This window comes from Flagellimonas yonaguniensis (assembly GCF_029193885.1).
Classification (GTDB): domain Bacteria; phylum Bacteroidota; class Bacteroidia; order Flavobacteriales; family Flavobacteriaceae; genus Flagellimonas; species Flagellimonas yonaguniensis.
The window spans coordinates 19,550-41,007 of the sequence record NZ_JARFVB010000006.1; the positions used below are offsets into that span (position 1 = coordinate 19,550).

Here is a 21,458-nt window from a genome sequence, read left to right on the forward strand (position 1 = left end):
TATTAAAATCGGGCTAAAAGGCCGCCACCCCAGCCATATCGGTTATTGTAATTTGCCTGTAACGAAAAGTTTCGGGATAGGATATATGAGGCTCCCACAAGCCATTGCGTTTCCCCCTGATAGGATGTGTCTCCAATATCGTTCACCCAACCAAAGTCAGCTCGGTATTCGTATTCGCCTTCCAGAAAAATTCTCGGAAAAATCAAGAATTCCCTGTCCAGACGAATTCTTGGCCTTAGTTGGTGGTCCATACTGACATCCACATTAAAACGGTACGGGGTAAAGTATTTTACACCCACCAAACCTACTGTATTGAAGGTATCATAAGAATCGGGTGTTGAAGTTTCTGTATTTACCCCAACATAAAGGCGCACCCAATCATTCAGGTATCTGTTATAATTTACTTCGGCTTCAAGATTTTTGTCATAATCAAACTCTGCCCTTAAACCAAAGCCATTTCGGATATTGCTTGACATCAAAAAGAGTTCATTAAAATTTGAGCCCAAGCGTGCCATTCCCCACGAATAATAATGGTCTGTTTCATTGATAAGTTTCTGCATTGGATAATCTCTCATTCTTTCGTCCCTTGGCGTACCGTAACTAAACACACGGGCCATACCACCCATCATATGATATAATACGTGGCAATGAAAGAACCAATCGCCATATTCTTCGTTATAGAATTCTATGACCACCTTCTGCATTGGTGGTACATTGACGGTATGTTTTAATGGGGAACGTTCGCCATTTTCATTGATGACCCTAAAGTAATGTCCGTGCAAGTGCATTGGATGGTGCATCATCGTGAGGTTATTAAGTGTAATTCTGGTTACTTCACCTCCTTTTATATTAATTTTGTCGGTTTCTGATAATGGCACGCCGTTCATACTCCAAACATAGCGTTGCATATTGCCGGTTAGGTTCAACAGGATGTCGTTTACTGGCAAATCATCTTTATAAGTAGTATTCTCTTTTGCTTTTAAAAAATCATAATTAAAATAGGTTTTACGAGTTTCGTAATCAAATGAGGAAGAATCCTTCTGCATCTTTGACATATCTTGCTGCATATGGTCTTTCATTTTATCTGAATCTCCTTTGTGATTCATTGCCATTGTATCCATTTTCATTCCCATTGCATCATCCATCTTCATATCCATCTGGTCATTCATTTTGCCATCATTCATCGACATCTTATTGTTCATCCCCATTTTCATCTCATCGTCCTTCATATTCATCTTCATTCCATACTTCTGCATTAAAACTTCAGGTGTATTCTTTTTTTTGTTTCCTACCATTGCAGGTGCACCCATTTTCATACCCATTTTGGCCATTTGCTTCATCATCGCTACCTTATTAGGCCTATCAATTCTTTTGGCTGGATAGAGAGTGCCATTACCTAATTGTATAGAAGTATGACCAGAGCCATCTTGAGCCGTAGCGGTAACCTCTAAAATACCTTCGGGAATAGTAACGATAACATCATAAGTCTCAGCTATACCAAAGAGAAATCTGCTTTTAGAAACGGGCTGCACATCAACACCGTCACTTGCAACTAACAATGGATTACCACCACCGAAATCTACCCAGTAGTAAGTAGAAGCCGAGGCATTGATAAAGCGAAGACGTACTTTTTCTCCTGGTTTAAATTCTGGATATTCTGCAACTTTTTTACCATTGGATAAAAACGCTGGATAATAGACGTCTGCAATATCCGCACCTTCCATTCTATCGCGCCAAAATTTGAACTGTGCTCCCAAGGCACCTTCTTTTATGACTCTACTTAATGGTACTGCTGTACCTTTTTTAACCTGGTACCACTCATTACCTCTTTTAAGGTTGCGCAAAACGTTCATTGGTTTTTCGTTTGTCCAATCAGATAACACTACAACCAAATCTTTGTCATAATCCAATGTTTTTTCTTTTGGCTGAATGACTATAGAACCATAAACTCCCTTTTGCTCCTGTAGCATTGTATGGGAATGGTACCAATAGGTTCCTGATTGATTAATAGGAATTCTATATTGAAATGTTGTACCGGGCTTTATTGGCGGTGTTGTTAAATACGGTACGCCATCATAAAAGTTGGGAAGTATCAACCCGTGCCAGTGTACTGAGGTTTCTTCATCCATTTTATTGGTTACATTAATGATGGCAAGGTCGCCTTCGTTAAATTCCAAAACCGGTCCAGGAATACTACCATTGATAATCATTCCTTTAGCAGTTACACCAGCGAGAGTCATTTCGTTTTCTTCAATAGTAAGGTTATACTCCTTAACAGCTCTTCCTTCTTCTTCTCTATCTTGTCCATTAGTTCCCACTTGAGCAAATACAGTAGAAGAAAACAGCAGTAATGTGATAATTCTTAGCTTTTTCATAGTTTTCTCATAGTTTTTGTTTAACAAAGATATTATTGGCATTCAGTTTGTCGTGTTATAATTCTGGTTCATATCTATATAATCTTGTCTAAAGGATTTCTAAAATTTTTATGCCCATCCTTATAATCGCTAAGGCTCATTCCTGTCTCACTTTTAAACTGTTTGCTTAGATGATTGACATTGCTGTAATCGAGCAATTGGCTTATTTTTGTGAAATTATAATCGGGTGTTTGGATAAGTTCCTTGACCTTTTCTATCTTCAGTTTGATGAAATATTTTTCAATAGTGATGCCCTCGGTAATGGAAAACACCTTGCTGATTTTTGAATAGTCCTTTTGCAATTTATCCGCAAGAAAATCTGATAGCTTCCCATCAATATCAAGCGGCATTACATTCAACAACTTTATCAATTCAATTTTTACTTGCTCGGTCAATTTATCCTCGGTAGAAGCGATGAGTGCAAATCCATTTCTTTTTAAAATTTCGGTAAGTATGCTCAATTGTTCTTTTTCATTCATATCTAATCGAAGCCTACCCAACTCAATATCCAACAGACTAATGTTAGCCTTAAACAGTTCATCTTTTAAGACCTTGATACATCTATCACAAACCATATTTTTTATGTAAAAATCCTTGACCATAACTAGTTGATTAAATAGTTGATTATGGCCGATTGCACATAGTACCCTTTTACCGACTCGATTTGATTCATTTGAAACTTCAATTGCAATTCTTGAATGTCCAGGACATCATTAAAATCGATAGTGCCTGTCTCGTAATTTTTGACCAGAATTTCTTCGGCATCTTGAGCTTGTTTTAGATTGCGTTCTTGTGTGTTGTAAGCAATGCGAGCTTGGTTGCGTTGTGATTGCGCTTTCGCGAAAGCGGATTCCAGCACATTCAATCGCTGTTCCCTTTGGGTCTCTATTTCCTGTTGTCGCAGTTCATTTTGCCTTGAAATGGATTTGTAACGGTTGTTGAAAATGGGTATGGACACCGATACCATAGGCATCAATACATCTTTCCCATTATCGCTGAAGTTGACATCGCTGCGTTCCGTTACGGGCAGGTAGTCCACACCAAAACCAATCATAGGCAAATTCTCTCGCTGGTTGAGCAGTTCAGATTGTGCCACCGATTCATAGAGTTTGTCATATTTGAGCAGTTCGGGATTGAGTGATAGCGCTTGATTGTCGTAAAAAGGGGCTTCCTGCGGGATTTCCATTTCGGGAACAACGATAACCGTCATCATTGATTCGCGGTTGAGCAAATTGTTAAAAGCCGTTTGTTCTGCTGTAAATTCTTCTTCCAGCACTTCCTTTTGTTGTTGTAATTCATTTTGTCTAATCTGAAGTCGCAATACATCTACAGCACTCGCTTTGCCCACTTCTACAGATGTGAGTGCAAGTCGTTCATAGGTTTCCAGTAATTGTATGTTCTCATCCAGCACAGCTTGCTTGGCTCTTATAGCATAAAGTCGATAATACGATTGTGCGACCGAAAGTGCGAGCTTGCGCTTTGCAATCGTGATGTCCACATATTCGGCATCTGCCATTGCGATGGCATAATTTTCACGAGCGGTAATGGTGCCAAACCACGGCAACATCTGTTTTACGCCTATTCGTGCACGCTGTGCGCCCACTCTGGTTTCTGGCTCGCTCACAAAATAGCCAGCACTTACTTCGGTATTGGGAATCCAGTTGGCTTCGTTTACCTTTTCTTCGGCGATGCTGTATCGCAATTCAAAGGCTTGAATTTCTGGATTGTTGGCTTCGGCTTCCTGAATGTAGGTTTGTAATTGTTGCGCCTGCCCGCCGATTCCGACAAGAAGTAACGCTAAAAACACGAAGACGTTCAGGTGGGCTTTCGCACTTCGTCTTCGCTCAGCATGAACTTCAGCAGAAACAAACAAAAACACCAGTATATATTTTAATTTCTTCATCTGTTTGCTTTTTTAAGTTGGTATTCCTTTTTCCAGCTGTATAAAACTGGTAATAGGAAATAAGACGTAACGTCGATTATCATTCCGCCAAAAATGGGAATTGCCATCGGTATCATTATATCGCTTCCCTTGCCTGTAGATGTGAGTACGGGAAGTAAAGCAAGCACCGTCGTTACGGTAGTCATCAAACACGGACGGATACGTTTACCTGCGGCTTCCAAAGTGGCGAGACGAATGCCCTTTTTATTGTCTGGTTCGTTGCTTTTGAAAGATTGGTCTAAATAGGTGGCCATAACGACACCATCATCCGTTGCAATACCGAACAGGGCAATAAATCCTACCCAAACGGCCACACTTAAATTGATGGTTTTCATATTGAACAAATCCCGTAGATTTTCGCCGAAAAAACTGAAGTTGAAAAACCAATCTTGCCCGTACAGCCATATCATTATAAAGCCACCTGCAAAAGCTACGGCAATGGCAGTAAACACCATAAGCGATGTAGAAACCGACCTGAACTGGAAATACAAAATCAAGAAAATCACGAGCAAACAAAGCGGTACGACAACCGACAGCGTTTTTTCTGCCCGTAACTGATTTTCATACGTTCCCGTAAAGCGATAGCTCACGCCCTGTGGTACGACCAACGAACCGTTATCAATATTTTCTTGTATTAAGGCTTGGGCATTTTCCACCACATCCACTTCGGCAAAGCCGTCGAGCTTGTCAAACAGCACGTAGCCAATTAGAAAAGTGTCTTCGCTCTTAATAACTTGTGGACCTTGTTCGTATCGAATTTCAACCAATTCGCCCAGCGGTACGGGACTTCCTTTTTCAACTGGAACATAGATATTACGCAAGTCATCTGGATTTGCCCGTAATTCTCGTGGATACCGAACCCGAACGGCATAGCGTTCACGACCTTCCACGGTTTGTGTGAGTGGCATACCGCCTACAGCCACTTGAAGAATTTCCTGCACGTCCATTATAGACACGCCATATCGAGCCAATTGGTCTCGCTTAATATCTATGAGCAAGTACGGTTTACCCACGATACGGTCTGCAAAAACAGCTTGTTCCTTAACGCCTTCGGCTTGTTTGAGAATGTCTTCCAATTCCAGTCCAAAATTTTCTATCGATTTTAAATCGGGACCTTTTACCTTGATGCCCATAGGTGCCCGCATTCCCGTTTGTAGCATTACCAGTCGAGTTTCGATGGGTTGCAACTTGGGTGCCGATGTCACGCCTGGCAATTTGGTCACTCGAACTATCTCGTTCCAAATATCATCTGGACTTTCAATGTCCGGTCGCCAGTTTCGGTAGTACTCGCCATCTTCATCTTCAATCAAATCATTGCGCGTGGCAGTAGTCTTGAGCGATGCTTCGTCATAGTTTGCATCTTCATCTATCTCATTATTCGGGTTGATGATAAATTTGTCGTTCTTCAGTACAAATAATCCATCCTCATTGAATTTGTAGCGTTGTCGCTCGCCAGAACTATTCCGCATATATTCAGATTTATACTGAATGACATTCTCATACATCGATAACGGGGCAGGGTCGAGTGCGCTTTCGGTTCTTCCCGCTTTTCCCACCACGGTTTCGATTTCTGGAATGCTTGCCACCGCCATATCGAGCTGTTGCAATACACGCTTGTTTTCTTCTACACCTGCGTGTGGTAGGGATGTAGGCATCAAAAGAAATGAACCTTCATTGAGTGCTGGCATAAATTCCTTACCTGTGTTGCGCATAATGAGTATACCCAGCGTGAGCACCGTAGCCGGAACGATTAAGAACAGATACCTATTCTGAAGTGCCCATCGCAAAATACGCGCATAGTATATCCTGAAAATTGAGAACACACCCAGCAGTCCAAAACAGATGATAGAAACAAAAATCAGGTTCATCACAATGCTTCGGTCAAAGCCCAATGGTCGCCAGTATTCTGCTAATAAAACTACAATGGCAACAGATGAAATGATAATATCGAGTAGGTTTTTGCGCTTTTTGGAAAGCATACCACGCATCTTTAAAAATGATGTGATGGCAAAAGCGATAAGAATCAGCCCTAACCAATGACCGTAAACAATGGCAAGAATTCCCAATAAAACAAGCAAGCCATTGATGGCATACTGGGTACGTTCCCGCAAACTCGTCTTACGGAAAAGAAATGCCGCGATGGGTGGAATGAGAAACAGCGCAATGATGAGCGATGCCGTGAGTGCCATTGTTTTGGTAAAGGCAAGCGGACGGAACAGTTTTCCTTCGGCACCTATCATTGTAAATACGGGTAGGAAACTGATAATGGTCGTCAGGACAGCTGTTAGGATAGCACCAGAAACTTCGGCAGTTGCGTTGTAGATGATTTCGTTTGTGGTGTATTCCTTACCGTTTACATTAAGGCGAAGCTTTTCATCTTCCAAATGCCGTATCATATTTTCGGCGAGTATGACGCCCACGTCCACCATTGTACCGATGGCAATGGCAATACCGGAAAGTGCAACAATGTTTGCATCTACATTAAAAAGCTTCATCGTAATAAAAACCATAAGGACGGCAACCGGCAACAACCCAGATATTAGGATAGATGCGCGTAGGTTGAATACCATTATGATGATGACCAGAATGGTAATCAAGATTTCCAAAGTCAGGGCTTCATTGAGCGTGCCCAACGTTTCCTGAATGAGTTCGGTACGGTCGTAAAACGGCACGATGGTTACTTGCGAAGTGCGTCCATCTGATAAAGTTTTTGTGGGAAGTCCAGAGCTTATTTCAGCAATTTGAGCTTTGACATTATTGATAACTTCCAGCGGATTTGCACCATAGCGAGCGACTACGACACCACCAACAACTTCGGCACCTTCCTTATCGAGAATACCACGTCTGGCAGCAGGTCCCAAATGAACGTTTGCCACATCTTTGATGCGGATAGAGGTAAAATTTTCAGAAGCTACCACCGCATCTTCGATATCTGAAATGGACTTGACGTAGCCCAATCCGCGAACGAGATATTCGGCTTGATTGATTTCGAGCGTTTGTGCGCCAATGTCCTGATTGCTTTGCTTTACAGCTTTGACCACATCGCCCATACTCACGTTGTACTGGCGCATTTTTTCTGGGTCAATATCCACTTGATATTCCTGAACATAGCCACCTATAGAAGCCACTTCAGAGACACCGCTTGCAGAGGATAATCCGTATTTCACATAGTAATCCTGAATGCTGCGCAATTCCTGTAAATCCCAACCACCAGTTACGTTGCCATCTTTATCACGACCTTCCAGCGTGTACCAAAATATCTGTCCGAGACCTGTGGCATCTGGCCCGAGTGATGGATTGACACCATCGGGCAAAAGGTTTGCAGGAAGCGAGTTCAATTTTTCAAGAATACGACTGCGTGACCAATAGAACTCGATGTCTTCTTCAAAAATGATGTAGATGCTCGAAAACCCAAACATAGATGAACTACGGATGGTTTTCACACCTGGAATACCCAAAAGGGAAGTGGTTAGTGGATATGTAATTTGGTCTTCAATATCCTGTGGCGAGCGCCCTTGCCACTTGGTAAAAACAATTTGTTGGTTTTCACCAATGTCTGGAATGGCATCAACGGCAACAGGGTCTGTAGGCAAAAAGCCTGTTTCCCAATTAAAGGGTGCGTTGACCACGCCCCAACTCACAAATAGGGCAAGTAGTAGAACGGCAACAAGTTTGTTTTCTATGAGAAATTTAATGCTCTTATTCAGCATAGCATTTGATTATTAGATAATTGGAAATACGTGTGGCAGAAAACGGCAAACACGAGTTTTAGCCCATTACAGCGCAGCTGTTGGGCTTCATTCAAAAAATCTAATAATCAAATTAAAAAAGTCTGGTGCAGCACTTGCACATCCCGTTTGACAAAGGGTCGCGGGTAATCTTCAAAAGGAACTTCTTCAGATTTGGTTCCTTCAAATAAATTTATATAAGAGTATGTAAATGCAGCGATGAACGTTTGCTGCTCGAATGAAAGTGTGTCAAAAGATATTTTAAGGTCGTCTTTGCCTTCCTTTACAATTTGTTGGTCAGTACAACAAGATTTCTCAGTCATTTTAGGATTCTCACAAGTTTTGGCAGGTTGCGCTTTTTCCATACCACAACCTTCAGCTTTTGAGAATAAACTGAAATCGACCAAATTGTCCCCACAATAATGCATATCCACAGTAAATGACATAGTAGAGAACATCACTACAAAGGCCATCGAAATAGACAATATTTTATGAAAAACCTGTTTCATCGTTGCAAAATTACAAAAATTTAACAGTTTTTATTGGGATTAACAGAAATTTAATTTTGCAGGAAACCATTATTTAATGGATGGATATGAATAAAAATTTAGTTTTTAAACTAAAAATTGACCACACTATCCAGCGCATCATCTGCGTCTTTGTGGATGAAATTGGCTTGATAGTTAATAGTAGTTTTAAGGTCAGTATGACGATATAACTTTTGAAGCATTAGAGGATGAATATTGTCCGCGGCAATATTGCCAAAGGAATGACGGGCAATATGCATTGTAACCTTTTTCTGGATGCCAGCTCTCTTAGCAATTTTCTTTAAATGGTCGTTGAATTTTTTATTTGCGACTTTCTTTTTTCTGTAGATATCCTTAGCATCGGTTAAATCGGCTTTCTTCATTTCAGGAAACACAAAATCATCATCATTTCTTCTGTCTGAAACATATTGAAGCAAGATTTTTTCTACTTTTTCAGGAATTTTTAAGGATAGTAATTTTGAATTCTTACCCATTCTGTAATGCAACCTACCATCATAAATTTGTGACCACCTTGTAAAAAGTACGTCAGAAACTCGCATACCTGCAAAGTAGAAACTAAACAGCCAAACATTCAAAGAATGCTTTTCCATATCCGTAAGGTCATCAACATTCTCAAGGGCTTGTATTTCTTTTCCAGTTAGTCCTGTTTTAGTAGTTTCAGGAAACTTGATTTTAAATTTACCTGTGCCAAACGGATATAGCTCTTTACTTACTACCTTATCCTTAATAGCACGATTAAACAGTAATCGTATTAAGACCATTACATTCATTGCGGATGTTTCGGAAATAGAGCAAGTCCCTTTTAGATAGATTTTGAACTTTTTAAGAAAGCGTTCATCCACTTCTTGAAAAGTTAAATGACGAGCTTTACAGTACTTCTCAATATAACTGAGCCAAGCAGAATCCGTAGAATGACGGTTGATTTTCTTTTCCGCTTCAAGAGCTTCAAGATGTTCGTCCGCAAAATCGAAGAAAGTGAGCTTGGAAGTTGGTTTGTAAATTTCCTTCTTAATTTGACGTGCAGTTGCATCCTTATTATTGGTCTGTAAAACAATCAAACCTTTTCTCGCTTCTGAAAGTTTTGAGGTTAAAAGATTGTTTAAACTTTCTGCATTTGGATGTGATTTCTTGACCTTGAGATTTTTTGTGTCCCAATCCTCTAATTCAATATAATGGCCTATATGTTTGTAGGTTGAACGGCGGTCTTTGGTTATCCTAACGGCAAGCGGATAGAGTCCCTTTGCGTTAGGTTTTTTGCGAAGTATTATTTTTGCACTTGTAGACATTGTAATCCTGTTTTGAGTACGAAAGTCAAATCAGGTACAACATTTTGCCAAAAATTCACTTTAAAGATACGACTTTATTAGAACTTTTGGGTACAACATAGGTACAACAAATGTTGATATTAACTGATATTATATGACTTTAAATAAAATGAGGAAACATATAAATCATTGAAAATGAGTTAATTTGTGTTTCATTGGTGCAAGATATACCAGACTTAGGATCTAGTGCCGCAAGGCGTGGGGGTTCGACTCCCTTCACCCGCACCAAAAAGCTCTTCAGCAACTGAGGGGCTTTTTTTGTGAATTAATGTCCTCCAATTTTTTTCTTCGCTCCAAAGAAAAACCTCAACAAATACTTGGTTTTTGGTAAATGTCCAAACCAAAGGTTATCTGACCACTTTTTGAAGTATCAAAAACAAATCCAGAAAATAAACATTTGTAAAATAGGTTTGATGGATTTAAATGATTCAGAATAAAAAAAGCCAAAAACCAATTCAATTTATAATATTTAAAAATAATATTGGTTTTTTGTTAAAATTAAAGAATAATCATAAATTTATGTCAATCAGATAATTGAAAAAGGTCCCTAACTCTAAATTGCAAACACGTTTTAAACCTTATTGTTTTTATTGCCAAAAAATTATTCTTTTACAATAAAATATTAGTGATTGCAGTTGTAACAATTGCAAAATATTGATATTTGTCAATTTTTTGATTGTAAAACCAAACTGAAACTAACTTAATTAAAAGGCCAACAACTAAGCTATGTACAAGGAAATATACTTGGTCGATGACGAAGACCTCGTGAATACAGTGAACGCTATTCACTTCAGAAGAATGGGTATGGAAGACAGGGTTAAGAGCTTTACCAATCCTGAATTGGCCCTGGACGATCTCCGATATAGAGATGACCCTAAAGTGAAAACATTGATTTTATTGGATATCAACATGCCCGAAATGAGTGGGTTTGAATTTCTGGAGTTTATGATGCTCGAAGATTTTCCAGAATCCAATGAGGTACTTTTGGTAACTTCCTCCGAAGCCGAGGCAGATAGGGAAGAAGCTGAAAAGTATGAAAAATACGTTAAGGAATTCATTACCAAACCGCTACGAATAGAACATCTGGAGGATTATTTACAGAGCGCCAACAAATAGTTTTTTACCTTTAACCCAATATAGCCCCGAATTTATTCCCTTGCTGAAATATTTAAATAATTCATTCTGAATAAATTTTAATCCTTGAAAAAGAAACAGGCACTTATTCATAATAAGGTTGAAATCGTTGAGGACAGGGATGATATTGTGTGGGCTATGGATGAAAATTATAAGCTGACCGCTTTCAATACATCCTTCAAAGCTCGCCTTAAACTAGATGGTTTAGGGGACTCAGAAAGAGGTATGGACCTAAAAAAGGTCTATGAATCCAGCAGTTTCTTCAATCCTTGCAAGCAAGGGTGCGATAGGGCACTTAATCGTTATGCGACAACCTCCAAACATACCTTTGAAGAAAATGGAGGAACGGTTGTTCATGAGTTTTCCTTTCAACCTTTCATGAACAGTTCGGGAGAAGTTGTTGGTTGTTGTATTTGGCAAAGGGATGTCACTCAAGAAGTCAACAATAATTATCGCTTGCGTGAAAGCGAAACAAAGTACAGGGAAGCCCAAGCAGTGGCTGATGTTGGCCATTGGAACTGGGATATGGTCCAAAACGAAATTACTTGGTCCGACCAATTGTACAGAATTTTTGGACAAGACCCTGAAACCTTTAAGGCCAACTATGAATCCTTGGTTGAGATTATCCATCCAGAGGACAGGGACGCTTTTAATGAGGATGTGACCAAGTGTATTGAAGGAAAAGAGTTGCACGATATAGTGCATAGAATAGTGGTCGGGAACGGTGAAATCAGGTATGTGCATCAAAAAGGTAGGGTGTTTTATAAGGAAGATGGCCAACCTTACCGAATGAGCGGCACTACCCAGGACGTTACCAAAGATGTGTTGAGCAACCATCAAATTGTGGAACAAAACCACGAACTTCAAAATTTTGTACGGATAATTTCGCACAATCTCCGAGGACCCATTTCAAACTTGTTGATGCTCTCCAAAATTTATGAATGGGGCAAACATGCTGAAAATGACGATATCGTAAGGAAAATAGAGCATACCACGGAAGCCCTTGATCAGACCATCAAAGATCTTCACCTATCCTTATCCTTGAAATCTGCTGACAAAGAGAAATTCAGGGAGGTTTTTCTAAAAGATGTGATGAAGGACGTTGATGGACTGCTTTCTGAGGAAATTACGAGAAACAAAGCTATCATTGAAACGGATTTCTCCAAAACGGATACTGTTTTTGGGGCCAAGAGCTATGTGGTCAATATTTTTTATAATCTCATTATCAATGCGATCAATTACGCTAAGGAAGGGGTTCCTGCCATTGTGAAGATCACAACAGGGAAAACCGAGGAAAAGGTGGTGCTGAAGTTTACCGATAATGGTATTGGAATGGAGCTTACACCGGAAAAAGAACGTAAAATCTTTGATATGTACGGTAGGCTTAGCGGAGCTACCGAAGGCAAGGGATTTGGGCTTTATTTGGTAAAGACCCAGATAGAGGCCATGGATGGAAAAATAGAAGTGGAGAGCGAGAAGAATGTGGGAAGCACATTTACCGTAACCCTTCCTGATAAGGCCTTGTGATTTATCTAAAAGGGTAAGCTGCTCAAATCAACATTCCCGCCCGAAATGATTATACCTGCATTTTTGTCTGAGAGTTTTTCTTTGCTCTTGAAAGCAGCGGCAAGGGCTACGGCACTCGATGGTTCACAGACAATTTTGAGGCGTTCCCATATCAGTTGCATGGCAGTGACAATTTCTTCTTCGGTCACGCGAACAATTTCTTCCACATGTTTTTGTATGATGGGGAAGTTCCTGTCGCCCAATTGGGTCTTCAGCCCATCGGCAATGGTGTTTGTTGTTGTGTTTGTCTCGATTTCACCACTTTGTAGGGATCTATAGGCATCGTCAACTTCAAAAGGTTCACCCCCGATTGTCTTACAGTTTTCACCAAAATAGTGAGCTGCCAATGCCGTACCGGCAATCAAACCACCGCCACCAACTGGAGTGAATACATAATCCAGATTTGGTTGATTTTCCAAAAGTTCTTTGCAGGCCGTTCCTTGTCCTAAAATCACTTGGTCATCATTTGAGGGGTGGATGAAAGTGGCTCCGTGTTCTTTCACGATTTTATCGGATTCATGCTCTCTGGCTTCCAAAGTAGGTTCACATTCAATCAAAATACCTCCATAGCCTTTTACCGCTTCCTTTTTTACGCGAGGTGCCGAACTTGGCATCACGATATAGGCCTTTACCCCTAAACTTTGTGCAGAAAGGGACAAAGCTTGGGCAAAATTTCCCGACGAATGTGTGACCACGCCATTTTGTTTCTGCTCATCGGTAAGCTGTATTATCGCATTGGCCGCACCGCGCATTTTAAAGGCGCCCATTCGCTGAAAATTTTCGCATTTAAAATACAGCTGGGCACCCGCCATCTCGTTTAAAAGTCTGGAGGTAAGAACAGGTGTATTATGGATATAAGGTTTTATCCGCTCGTGGCAGTCGACTAATTGTTTTTTGTCCATAGGTTACCTTTAAAGATGGTTTCTTAGAATGAAAACCTGCCGTAAAGATAGCAATGGGACGTTAATTGTGGGACTCCACTTGTTCCTCCTCTTCCCTGGCCTTCGCAGAAATGCCCTCCATGCCCAATTCTGGAATCACGAGCAAGGGTATTTGCGTATGGAACGCCGTTCTTTTTATGATGGGCTCACGGGTCATTTTTTCCATATAGCTATGCTGATAGTTCAGCATGGCCAATAGATGGATGCCCAATTCTTTGGAAAAGGTCTCCAAAGTATGCGAAACCGAATTAAGCTCGGAAACCGTGTGCACATAATGTTCGACATCGCCAAGATAACGGCGCAACATGTTCAGGTTGAATTGCTGAAGTTCCGTCAAGGCTTTGATGCCGTATTGTACGTGTACGATCCGGATATTGGCATTGAACATATGGGCCATTTCCATAAGGGGAGATAATTCCGATGTGGTATAAAAGCGATTGAAATCCGTTGCAAAAGCAATTTCTGAAGGAGTAACGAATTCAAAATGATATGGAATGGCCAATACAGGACATTTTTTGATTGATTTTATAATCCTTACCGTATTGCTTCCCATGAATACTTCGTCCACGCCAGAAGCTCCCTTAGTGCCCGTGACCACCAAATGGATGCCAAAGGTCTCCACAATATCCTTTACCTCTTCTACCAATAGATTGAAGGAAGAAATGGTCTCAAAACTATGATTGGGATTGCCATATTTGGTTTTGATCCGTTCCACCGTTTTGTTCAATCCTCGTTCAGAATTTTCTCTTACCGCATCAACGATTCGAACTCCATCGATCATTTTGGCCATAAAGCGGCTGCTCGGAATAACCGGGGTATAGGTGTTTAACAAGTAGAATGTACAACGCCTGTTGCGGAACAATTGCATGGCATAGTCAATGGCGTTCCATGCATTTTCCGAAAAATCCGTAGGTATTAAAATCTTTTGCATCGGACTAGGATTTACGATACGATAAAATTAGACCTATGGGGTAGGGGATACTATGACAAATGTCAGGTTTTGGAAAATGGACTAAAAGCCTTCCACCATTTCCAGAAGTTTGCGCTCGTCTTTGATGCCTATTTTTTTGCCCGAGGTATGGATCAAACCTTTCTTTTTGAACTCGGAAATAATCCTGATGGCAGATTCCGTAGCAGTTCCCACCACATTGGAAATATCTTCCCTGGAAAGGGTAAGCGCTAAAAAACCTTCAGAGTCTTCCCCGAAATTATTTTGAAGATACAGGAAGGCCTCTGCCATTCGTTGCTTTACCGTTTTTTGGGAAATGTTCACGATGACATCATCGGCCTCTTTAAGATCATGGGCCATGTGACGAAGCACTTCCAAAGTAAAGTTTGGATTTTTCTGAAGGGTGTTGTTGATGCTTTCCTTAGGAATAAAGCAAACTTCCATATCGTCCACGGCGATAGCGGAAAGATTGGTGCTCTCTTGGGAAATTACCGAGCGTTGACCAAGGACTTCGCCTTTGCTGGCCAATTTCACAATCTGGTCCTTGCCATTGGCACTTAGCTTGGAAAGTTTGGAAACACCGTTTCTTACGCAGTAAACACCATTGAGTTTGTCACCCTCTTCAAATAAGGGCTCTCCTTTTTTTACAGTCTTGGTGATTTTGGAGTCAGAAACTTGTTTCAGTTCCTCCTTGCTCATAGCACGAAGGGAGTTGAACTGCCTGATTATACAATTTTCACACCTGCTTTCCATAATGATTAGTTTACCTGATTGGACAAATTTAGTGGATAAACAGTCACAATTTACTGATAAATATCATATTTTTAAGGAGCAAAGAATTACAAATTTGCATCAGGTAAAGCAAATGTGAAATGGCAGACTCGACCTGTTATCATTGTGGAGACGAGTGCGGGAAAAGTAGCGTTCGGTTTGATGATAAGGATTTTTGTTGCAATGGTTGTAAGACCGTGTACGAAATTTTTACATCGAACGGTCTGTCCACGTTCTACGAAATAGAGGGAAAGGCAGGAACCACGCCCAATGAAATTCGTCAGAAATATGATTTTTTGGATAACCAAGAAATCGTGCAACAGCTCTTGGAATTTAATGAAGATGGTGTACAGGTGGTCAGTTTGAGCATTCCTACCATCCATTGCAGCTCCTGTATCTGGGTTTTGGAAAACTTGAACAAGCTACATTCGGCCATTACCGTTTCTCAAGTGGACTTTCCGAAAAAGACCATTCGGGTCACATACAAAACAGAAGATTTCTCCCTAAAAGCGTTGGTCCTTTTGTTGGGAAGTATTGGGTACGAGCCCTATATCTCTTTGGAAGAATACAGCAAGAAAGGGAAAAAGGTGGACCGTTCCTTAATATACAAGTTGGGTGTAGCAGGTTTTGCCTTTGGCAACGTGATGCTGTTTTCGTTTCCAGAGTATTTTGAGGTGGAGGAATTTTGGTTGGATCAATACAAGCACGTTTTCCGCTGGTTGATGTTCGCCTTTTCCCTACCTGTGGTTTTTTATGCGGCTCAGGATTATTTTGTTTCTGCCTATAAGGGCATCCGGTCCAAATTGTTGAACATTGATGTGCCCATCGCATTGGGAATTTTGGTCCTTTTTTTAAGAAGCACAGTCGATATTGTATTCGATCTTGGCTCTGGTTTTTTTGATAGCCTCACGGGCTTGGTGTTCTTTCTGTTGTTGGGTAAATTTTTTCAGCAGAAAACATACGCTTATCTGTCCTTCGAAAGGGATTATAAATCCTATTTCCCTATTGCCGTTACCCGTTTGAAAAAAAATGGGGAAGAGGAGAACATCCAAATTTATAAAATTGAAGTAGGGGACAGGGTGCTCATCCGTAGCCACGAGATCATTCCTGTGGATTGCATTCTGATCAAAGGAACTGCCGAAATTGATTACAGTTTTGTAACGGGCGAGTCCGACCCCGTATTAAAGGAATCTGGAGAAAAATTGTTCGCAGGTGGCAAACAACTGTCAGGAGTGTTGGAGGTTGAGGTGTTGAAATCCGTTTCACAAAGTTATTTGACCCAACTGTGGGGCAACTCCGTATTCTCAAAAGACAAAGCAAGCCAGTTCCAGACCCTTACCGATAGTATAGGCAAGCGATTTACAATTGCGGTGTTGAGCATTGCTGCGGTGGCCACTGTTTTTTGGTTGATTTTAGACCCGAGCTTGGCACTCAACGTGTTCACTTCGGTTCTGATTATTGCCTGTCCCTGTGCCATTGCGTTGGCGGCTCCGTTCACACTTGGCAATATGCTCCGCATTTTTGGGAAATATAAATTCTATTTGAAGAACACCAACGTAATCGAACGATTGTCCAACATTGACATGGCCATTTTCGATAAAACGGGAACGCTTACCACCAATCAAAAAGACACCATCCATTATGAAGGGATGGAACTTACCGAAGAAGAGACCGCACTTTTAAAAACAACTTTGAGAGCGTCCAATCACCCTTTGAGCCGATCTCTTTACGATATTTTAAAATCGAATTCCATAATGACGTTGGAAGAGTTCCAGGAGCATACGGGAAAAGGTATAGAGGGTAGATACAACCAACACTCCATAAAAGTGGGGTCAGCGTCTTATGTGGGGGAAAGTAAATTCAGTTCAATTACAAATACTGCGGTATATGTACGCGCCGATGAGGATGTAAAAGGAAGATTTGTGTTCAAGAACACCTATCGGGAGGGGATGAGCCAAATATTTGAAGAGCTATCGGATGATTTGGAACTTGGTATTCTTTCTGGCGATAATGATGGGGAAAAAGCCCAATTGCAAAAAGTACTTCCAGAAAAGACAAAGATGATGTTTGACCAAAAACCAGAGGATAAGTTGGAATACATCAAAAAGTTACAGGAAAAACACAAGGTTTTGATGGTGGGCGATGGTCTGAATGATGCGGGAGCCCTGGCCCAAAGCGATGTGGGATTGGCGGTTTCGGAGAGCATCAACGTGTTTTCACCAGCTTGTGATGGGATTTTGGATGCAAGCAAATTAAAAATGCTGCCAAAGTTCATAAAACTGTCCAAAAAGTCCATTCAGATTATAAAAATGAGCTTTTTGCTATCGCTCTGTTACAATATTGTAGGGTTGTATTTTGCCGTTACAGGCCAGTTGCAGCCCGTGATTGCTGCCATATTGATGCCCTTGAGCTCCATCAGTATAGTGGTGTTTACCACCTTGGCGACAAATTTTTTGGGAAAAAAATTAAAAAATCAATAGAAATGTGACTTTTGTCATTTTATGAAGAATATCATCAAAGTAGTTTTACCCTCAAATTAAGGTAGGTATGAGTGTTATTTATGTGTTGTTGGCCATAAGCATAACGGTGGCCGTGGTCTTTTTTGTAGCCTTTGTTTTTTCAGTAAAGAGTGGACAATACGACGATACCTATACCCCATCGGTAAGAATGTTGTTTGAAGACGAGGTGGTCAAGGACAAGGATAAATCAAACCTAAATAAAAAGGAAATCAAACAAACTAAAAGTACAAACCAATAAATATGGAAATACAACAGTTCCGTTACGATAACAAAATCGTACAAAAGTTCTTATACGCTACCATTTTTTGGGGCGTGGTGGGTATGGCAGTAGGTCTCTTGTTGGCCTTTATGTTCTTGTTCCCGAATGTTACAGAAGGTATATCTTGGTTAAGTTTTGGGCGTTTGCGTCCATTGCACACCAATGCAGTGATCTTCGCATTTGTGGGGAACGCCATTTTTGCAGGGGTGTATTACTCGCTGCAACGTTTGCTAAAAGCAAGAATGTTCAGTGATGCCCTCAGTAACATCAACTTCTGGGGTTGGCAATTGATCATTGTGTCCGCAGCAATAACACTTCCGCTGGGTTACACAACAACCAAAGAATACGCCGAATTGGAATGGCCAATTGATATTGCCATTGCAATTGTATGGGTGGTTTTCGGGTGGAACATGATCGGCACCATCTTAAAAAGAAGGCAAAGGCACCTATATGTGGCCATTTGGTTTTACCTGGCGACATTTGTTACTGTAGCAGTGCTGCACATTTTTAACAGCTTGGAACTTCCGGTTTCCTTAACCGGACTTAAGAGTTACTCGGTTTATGCCGGTGTTCAGGACGCCTTGGTACAATGGTGGTACGGTCACAATGCGGTGGCATTTTTCTTGACCACTCCTTTCTTGGGGTTGATGTACTACTTTGTTCCAAAAGCGGCCAACCGTCCCATTTATTCCTATAGACTGTCAATCGTTCACTTCTGGTCGTTGATATTCATTTATATCTGGGCAGGTCCTCACCACTTATTGTATTCTGCTTTGCCCGACTGGGCACAGAACCTTGGGGTGGTGTTCTCTGTAATGTTGATCGCTCCATCATGGGGTGGTATGATCAACGGTCTGTTGACTCTTCGCGGGGTGTGGGACAAGGTTCGTACCGATGCTACATTAAAATTTATGGTGGTAGCCATTACCGGTTACGGTATGGCCACGTTCGAAGGACCAATGCTCTCATTGAAAAATGTGAATGCCATTGCTCACTTCAGTGATTGGATTATTGCCCACGTGCACGTTGGGGCCTTGGCCTGGAACGGATTCTTGACCTTTGGTATGATCTATTGGTTGGTGCCACGAATGTTCAAAACAGAACTGCACTCCAAAGGATTGGCCAACTTCCACTTCTGGATCGGAACCTTGGGCATTGTACTTTACACCCTACCAATGTACGTTGCTGGATTTACCCAAGCCTTGATGTGGAAGGAATTCAACCCGGATGGCACCTTGGTTTACGGTAACTTCTTGGAAACCGTTACCCAAATCATCCCAATGTACTGGATGAGGGCTATTGGAGGCTCGTTGTACATCTTGGGTATGTTCGTACTGTTGTATAACGTGGTAAGAACCATTAGGTCGGGCAGCAAGGTTGAAGATGAGGCAGTAGAAGCTCCAGCATTGGAACGTGTTGCAAAAAGAAGGGTAGCTGGCGAAACCTTCCACAACTGGTTGGAAAGAAAACCGGTTCAGTTGACCATCTTGGCCACCATTGCCATTTTAATCGGTGGTATTGTGCAGATTGTACCAACTATTTTGGTAAAATCAAACATCCCTACCATTACAAGTGTTAAACCGTATACACCATTGGAATTGGAAGGTCGTGACCTTTATATTCGGGAAGGCTGTGTAAGCTGCCACTCGCAAATGATACGTCCGTTCCGTAGTGAAGTGGAGCGTTATGGCGAATATGCCAAGGCAGGGGAGTTTGTTTACGATCACCCATTCCTGTGGGGAAGTAAACGTACAGGTCCCGACCTCTTGCGAGTTGGGGGCAAATATTCCGATAACTGGCACTTGAACCACATGTACGATCCACAAAGTACATCCGCGGGCTCCATTATGCCATCCTATGAATGGTTGGTTACCGATGAGCATGATCGCGGCAATGTTCAGGCCAAAATGGAAACCATGGTAAAATTGGGTGTTCCCTATACGGAAGAAGATATTGCCAATGCCCCACAATCCATGGCAGAGCAGGCAACCCGAATCGAGAAGAGCCTATACGCAGACCCAGAATTCGAAAAAACGTACGAAGCGGATAAAAAATACGCCGAGGAAAACGGATTGGATTTTGTGGAAATGCGAGATCGTGAGATCGTGGCCTTGATTGCTTATCTACAGCGATTGGGTACCGATATCAAAATTGAAGCAACAGAAGAAACCATATCTCAAAACAAATAACCATGTTGAAATTTGTAAAAGAACATATGGAAACCATCGATGGGATAGCGAACTATCCCATGGTTTCCCTACTTATCTTCTTTGTGTTTTTCGTGCTATTGTTCTGGTGGGTGTTTACCGCTACCAAGGAGCACATAAGGGAGATGTCCGAACTGCCACTGGATAACGATGATCAACAAAACAAACTATAACATTATGAGTACAAGAACACCTTGGTGGATACGAGTCCCGGTTTTATTCTTTTTGATCTTCGGATTGATGGAATTCTTTATAGACTCCGGTGACAAACCCGCAATTATCGAATATCCCATCACGCAGTTTTTTATGCTGTTGGTGCTGATGATTCTCATTGCCATAGAATTGATTTTAGCATCCATAGAGAACATTATGTTCCAGACCCTTTCAGAAGAGGGTAAGGAACGTTATCTGGAAGCCAAAAGCAAGAAGTTTGAATGGACATGGGCCAAAAATCTCATGGAAAAACTGACCAAGAGCCGCTCCATTGAGCGCGAAAGTGAAATTGTCCTGGACCACAATTATGATGGTATCCGTGAGTTGGACAACGTATTGCCTCCTTGGTGGGTATACCTGTTCTATGCAACGATTGTTTTTGCTGTGGTGTATTTGGTGCGATTCCATATTATTGGGGATTACGACCAGGAACTGGAGTACGAACAAGAAGTTGCCGCTGCGCAATTGGCGATTGAAGAATATAAAAGAACAGCCAAGGATTTGGTGGATGCCAGTACGGTCGAGTTTCTTTCAGATGAATCTGACTTGGCCGCAGGAGAGAAAATTTTCCAAACCAACTGTGTTGCCTGCCATACACAGGATGGAGGCGGGTCAATTGGTCCAAACCTGACCGATAAATATTGGATATTGGGTGGAGGTATCAAAAATGTCTTTACCACAATTTCTGAAGGAGGTCGTGATGGTAAAGGTATGATTGCATGGAAGCAAAGCTTGAAGCCTGCAGAAATAGCACAGGTTGCCAGTTATGTAATCTCACTGGGCGGAACCACTCCTGCCAATCCAAAGGATCCTGAAGGCGAAATCTGGATAGACCCAGATGCTCCAGAAGATACCAACGGAACCGAATCTGAAACGGAAGAGACTGCCCCTGAAGAAATGGAGCAGGCCGTAGATTCAACAAAAGTTGCCATGAATTAGTCC

General features: G+C 41.4%; 16 protein-coding genes. 7 read left to right on the plus strand and 9 right to left on the minus strand.

Features of this window, described 5'->3' with window-relative positions; translation table 11 throughout:
* Positions 1–2: 2 nt before the first annotated feature.
* The 6 genes from PY092_RS11375 to PY092_RS11400 all read right to left on the minus strand — a co-directional run bounded on the left by PY092_RS11375 (position 3) and on the right by PY092_RS11400 (position 9,918).
* Positions 3–2,375 (minus strand): multicopper oxidase domain-containing protein, encoded by a 2,373-nt coding sequence (locus PY092_RS11375; protein WP_272638046.1) that lies wholly within the window; start codon positions 2,373–2,375, stop codon positions 3–5.
* A gap of 74 nt (positions 2,376–2,449) precedes the next feature.
* Positions 2,450–3,016 (minus strand): helix-turn-helix domain-containing protein, encoded by a 567-nt coding sequence (locus PY092_RS11380; RefSeq protein ID WP_133687211.1) that lies wholly within the window; start codon positions 3,014–3,016, stop codon positions 2,450–2,452.
* Positions 3,017–3,018: 2 nt separating this feature from the next.
* A complete protein-coding gene (locus tag PY092_RS11385) occupies positions 3,019–4,317 on the minus strand; it encodes a TolC family protein (RefSeq protein WP_275615937.1) in 1,299 nt (432 codons plus the stop codon).
* Positions 4,314–8,066 (minus strand): efflux RND transporter permease subunit, encoded by a 3,753-nt coding sequence (locus PY092_RS11390; RefSeq protein WP_275615938.1) that lies wholly within the window; start codon positions 8,064–8,066, stop codon positions 4,314–4,316. The genes PY092_RS11385 and PY092_RS11390 overlap by 4 nt, the downstream gene beginning before the upstream one ends.
* Positions 8,067–8,173: 107 nt before the next feature.
* Positions 8,174–8,593 carry an HYC_CC_PP family protein gene (locus PY092_RS11395; RefSeq protein ID WP_272638024.1) on the minus strand — a complete coding sequence of 140 codons (420 nt, stop codon included), beginning with the start codon at positions 8,591–8,593 and terminating at the stop codon, positions 8,174–8,176.
* 110 nt (positions 8,594–8,703) lie between these two features.
* Positions 8,704–9,918 (minus strand): site-specific integrase, encoded by a 1,215-nt coding sequence (locus PY092_RS11400; RefSeq protein ID WP_272638025.1) that lies wholly within the window; start codon positions 9,916–9,918, stop codon positions 8,704–8,706.
* A 765-nt stretch (positions 9,919–10,683) separates the two neighbouring features.
* Here PY092_RS11400 and PY092_RS11405 point away from each other — a divergent pair.
* Together PY092_RS11405 and PY092_RS11410 are read left to right on the plus strand one after the other, a co-directional pair.
* Positions 10,684–11,073, plus strand: a complete 390-nt coding sequence (locus PY092_RS11405; RefSeq protein WP_275615939.1) for a response regulator — start codon at positions 10,684–10,686, stop codon at positions 11,071–11,073.
* An 84-nt stretch (positions 11,074–11,157) separates the two neighbouring features.
* Complete coding sequence (locus PY092_RS11410; RefSeq protein ID WP_275615940.1) at positions 11,158–12,618, plus strand: sensor histidine kinase; 1,461 nt, start codon at positions 11,158–11,160, stop codon at positions 12,616–12,618.
* Between the two features lie 5 nt (positions 12,619–12,623).
* Here PY092_RS11410 and PY092_RS11415 read toward each other — a convergent pair whose 3' ends face one another.
* From PY092_RS11415 to PY092_RS11425, 3 genes are all read right to left on the minus strand, one after another.
* Positions 12,624–13,559, minus strand: a complete 936-nt coding sequence (locus tag PY092_RS11415) for a threonine ammonia-lyase (protein ID WP_275615941.1) — start codon at positions 13,557–13,559, stop codon at positions 12,624–12,626.
* Between the two features lie 61 nt (positions 13,560–13,620).
* Positions 13,621–14,529, minus strand: a complete 909-nt coding sequence (locus PY092_RS11420; RefSeq protein WP_275615942.1) for a universal stress protein — start codon at positions 14,527–14,529, stop codon at positions 13,621–13,623.
* 81 nt (positions 14,530–14,610) lie between these two features.
* On the minus strand, positions 14,611–15,246 hold the full coding sequence (locus PY092_RS11425) for a Crp/Fnr family transcriptional regulator (RefSeq protein WP_275615943.1): 636 nt from the start codon (positions 15,244–15,246) through the stop codon (positions 14,611–14,613).
* 173 nt (positions 15,247–15,419) lie between these two features.
* Here PY092_RS11425 and PY092_RS11430 point away from each other — a divergent pair, with 173 nt between their 5' ends.
* The 5 genes from PY092_RS11430 (at position 15,420) to PY092_RS11450 (ending at position 21,455) form a co-directional block, all read left to right on the plus strand.
* Entirely contained in the window at positions 15,420–17,798 is a 2,379-nt protein-coding gene (locus PY092_RS11430) for a heavy metal translocating P-type ATPase (RefSeq protein WP_275615944.1), read from the plus strand.
* A gap of 67 nt (positions 17,799–17,865) precedes the next feature.
* The gene (gene ccoS / locus PY092_RS11435; RefSeq protein ID WP_036382321.1) at positions 17,866–18,075 is read left to right on the plus strand and encodes a cbb3-type cytochrome oxidase assembly protein CcoS; all 210 of its coding nucleotides are present in this window, start codon (positions 17,866–17,868) and stop codon (positions 18,073–18,075) included.
* Between the two features lie 2 nt (positions 18,076–18,077).
* The gene (gene ccoN, locus PY092_RS11440) at positions 18,078–20,285 is read left to right on the plus strand and encodes a cytochrome-c oxidase, cbb3-type subunit I (RefSeq protein WP_275615945.1); all 2,208 of its coding nucleotides are present in this window, start codon (positions 18,078–18,080) and stop codon (positions 20,283–20,285) included.
* 2 nt (positions 20,286–20,287) lie between these two features.
* Positions 20,288–20,476, plus strand: coding sequence for a cytochrome C oxidase subunit IV (locus PY092_RS11445; protein ID WP_067037876.1), 189 nt, complete (start codon positions 20,288–20,290; stop codon positions 20,474–20,476).
* Between the two features lie 4 nt (positions 20,477–20,480).
* Positions 20,481–21,455, plus strand: a complete 975-nt coding sequence (locus PY092_RS11450; RefSeq protein WP_275615946.1) for a cbb3-type cytochrome c oxidase N-terminal domain-containing protein — start codon at positions 20,481–20,483, stop codon at positions 21,453–21,455.
* The last annotated feature ends 3 nt before the right edge of the window (positions 21,456–21,458 follow it).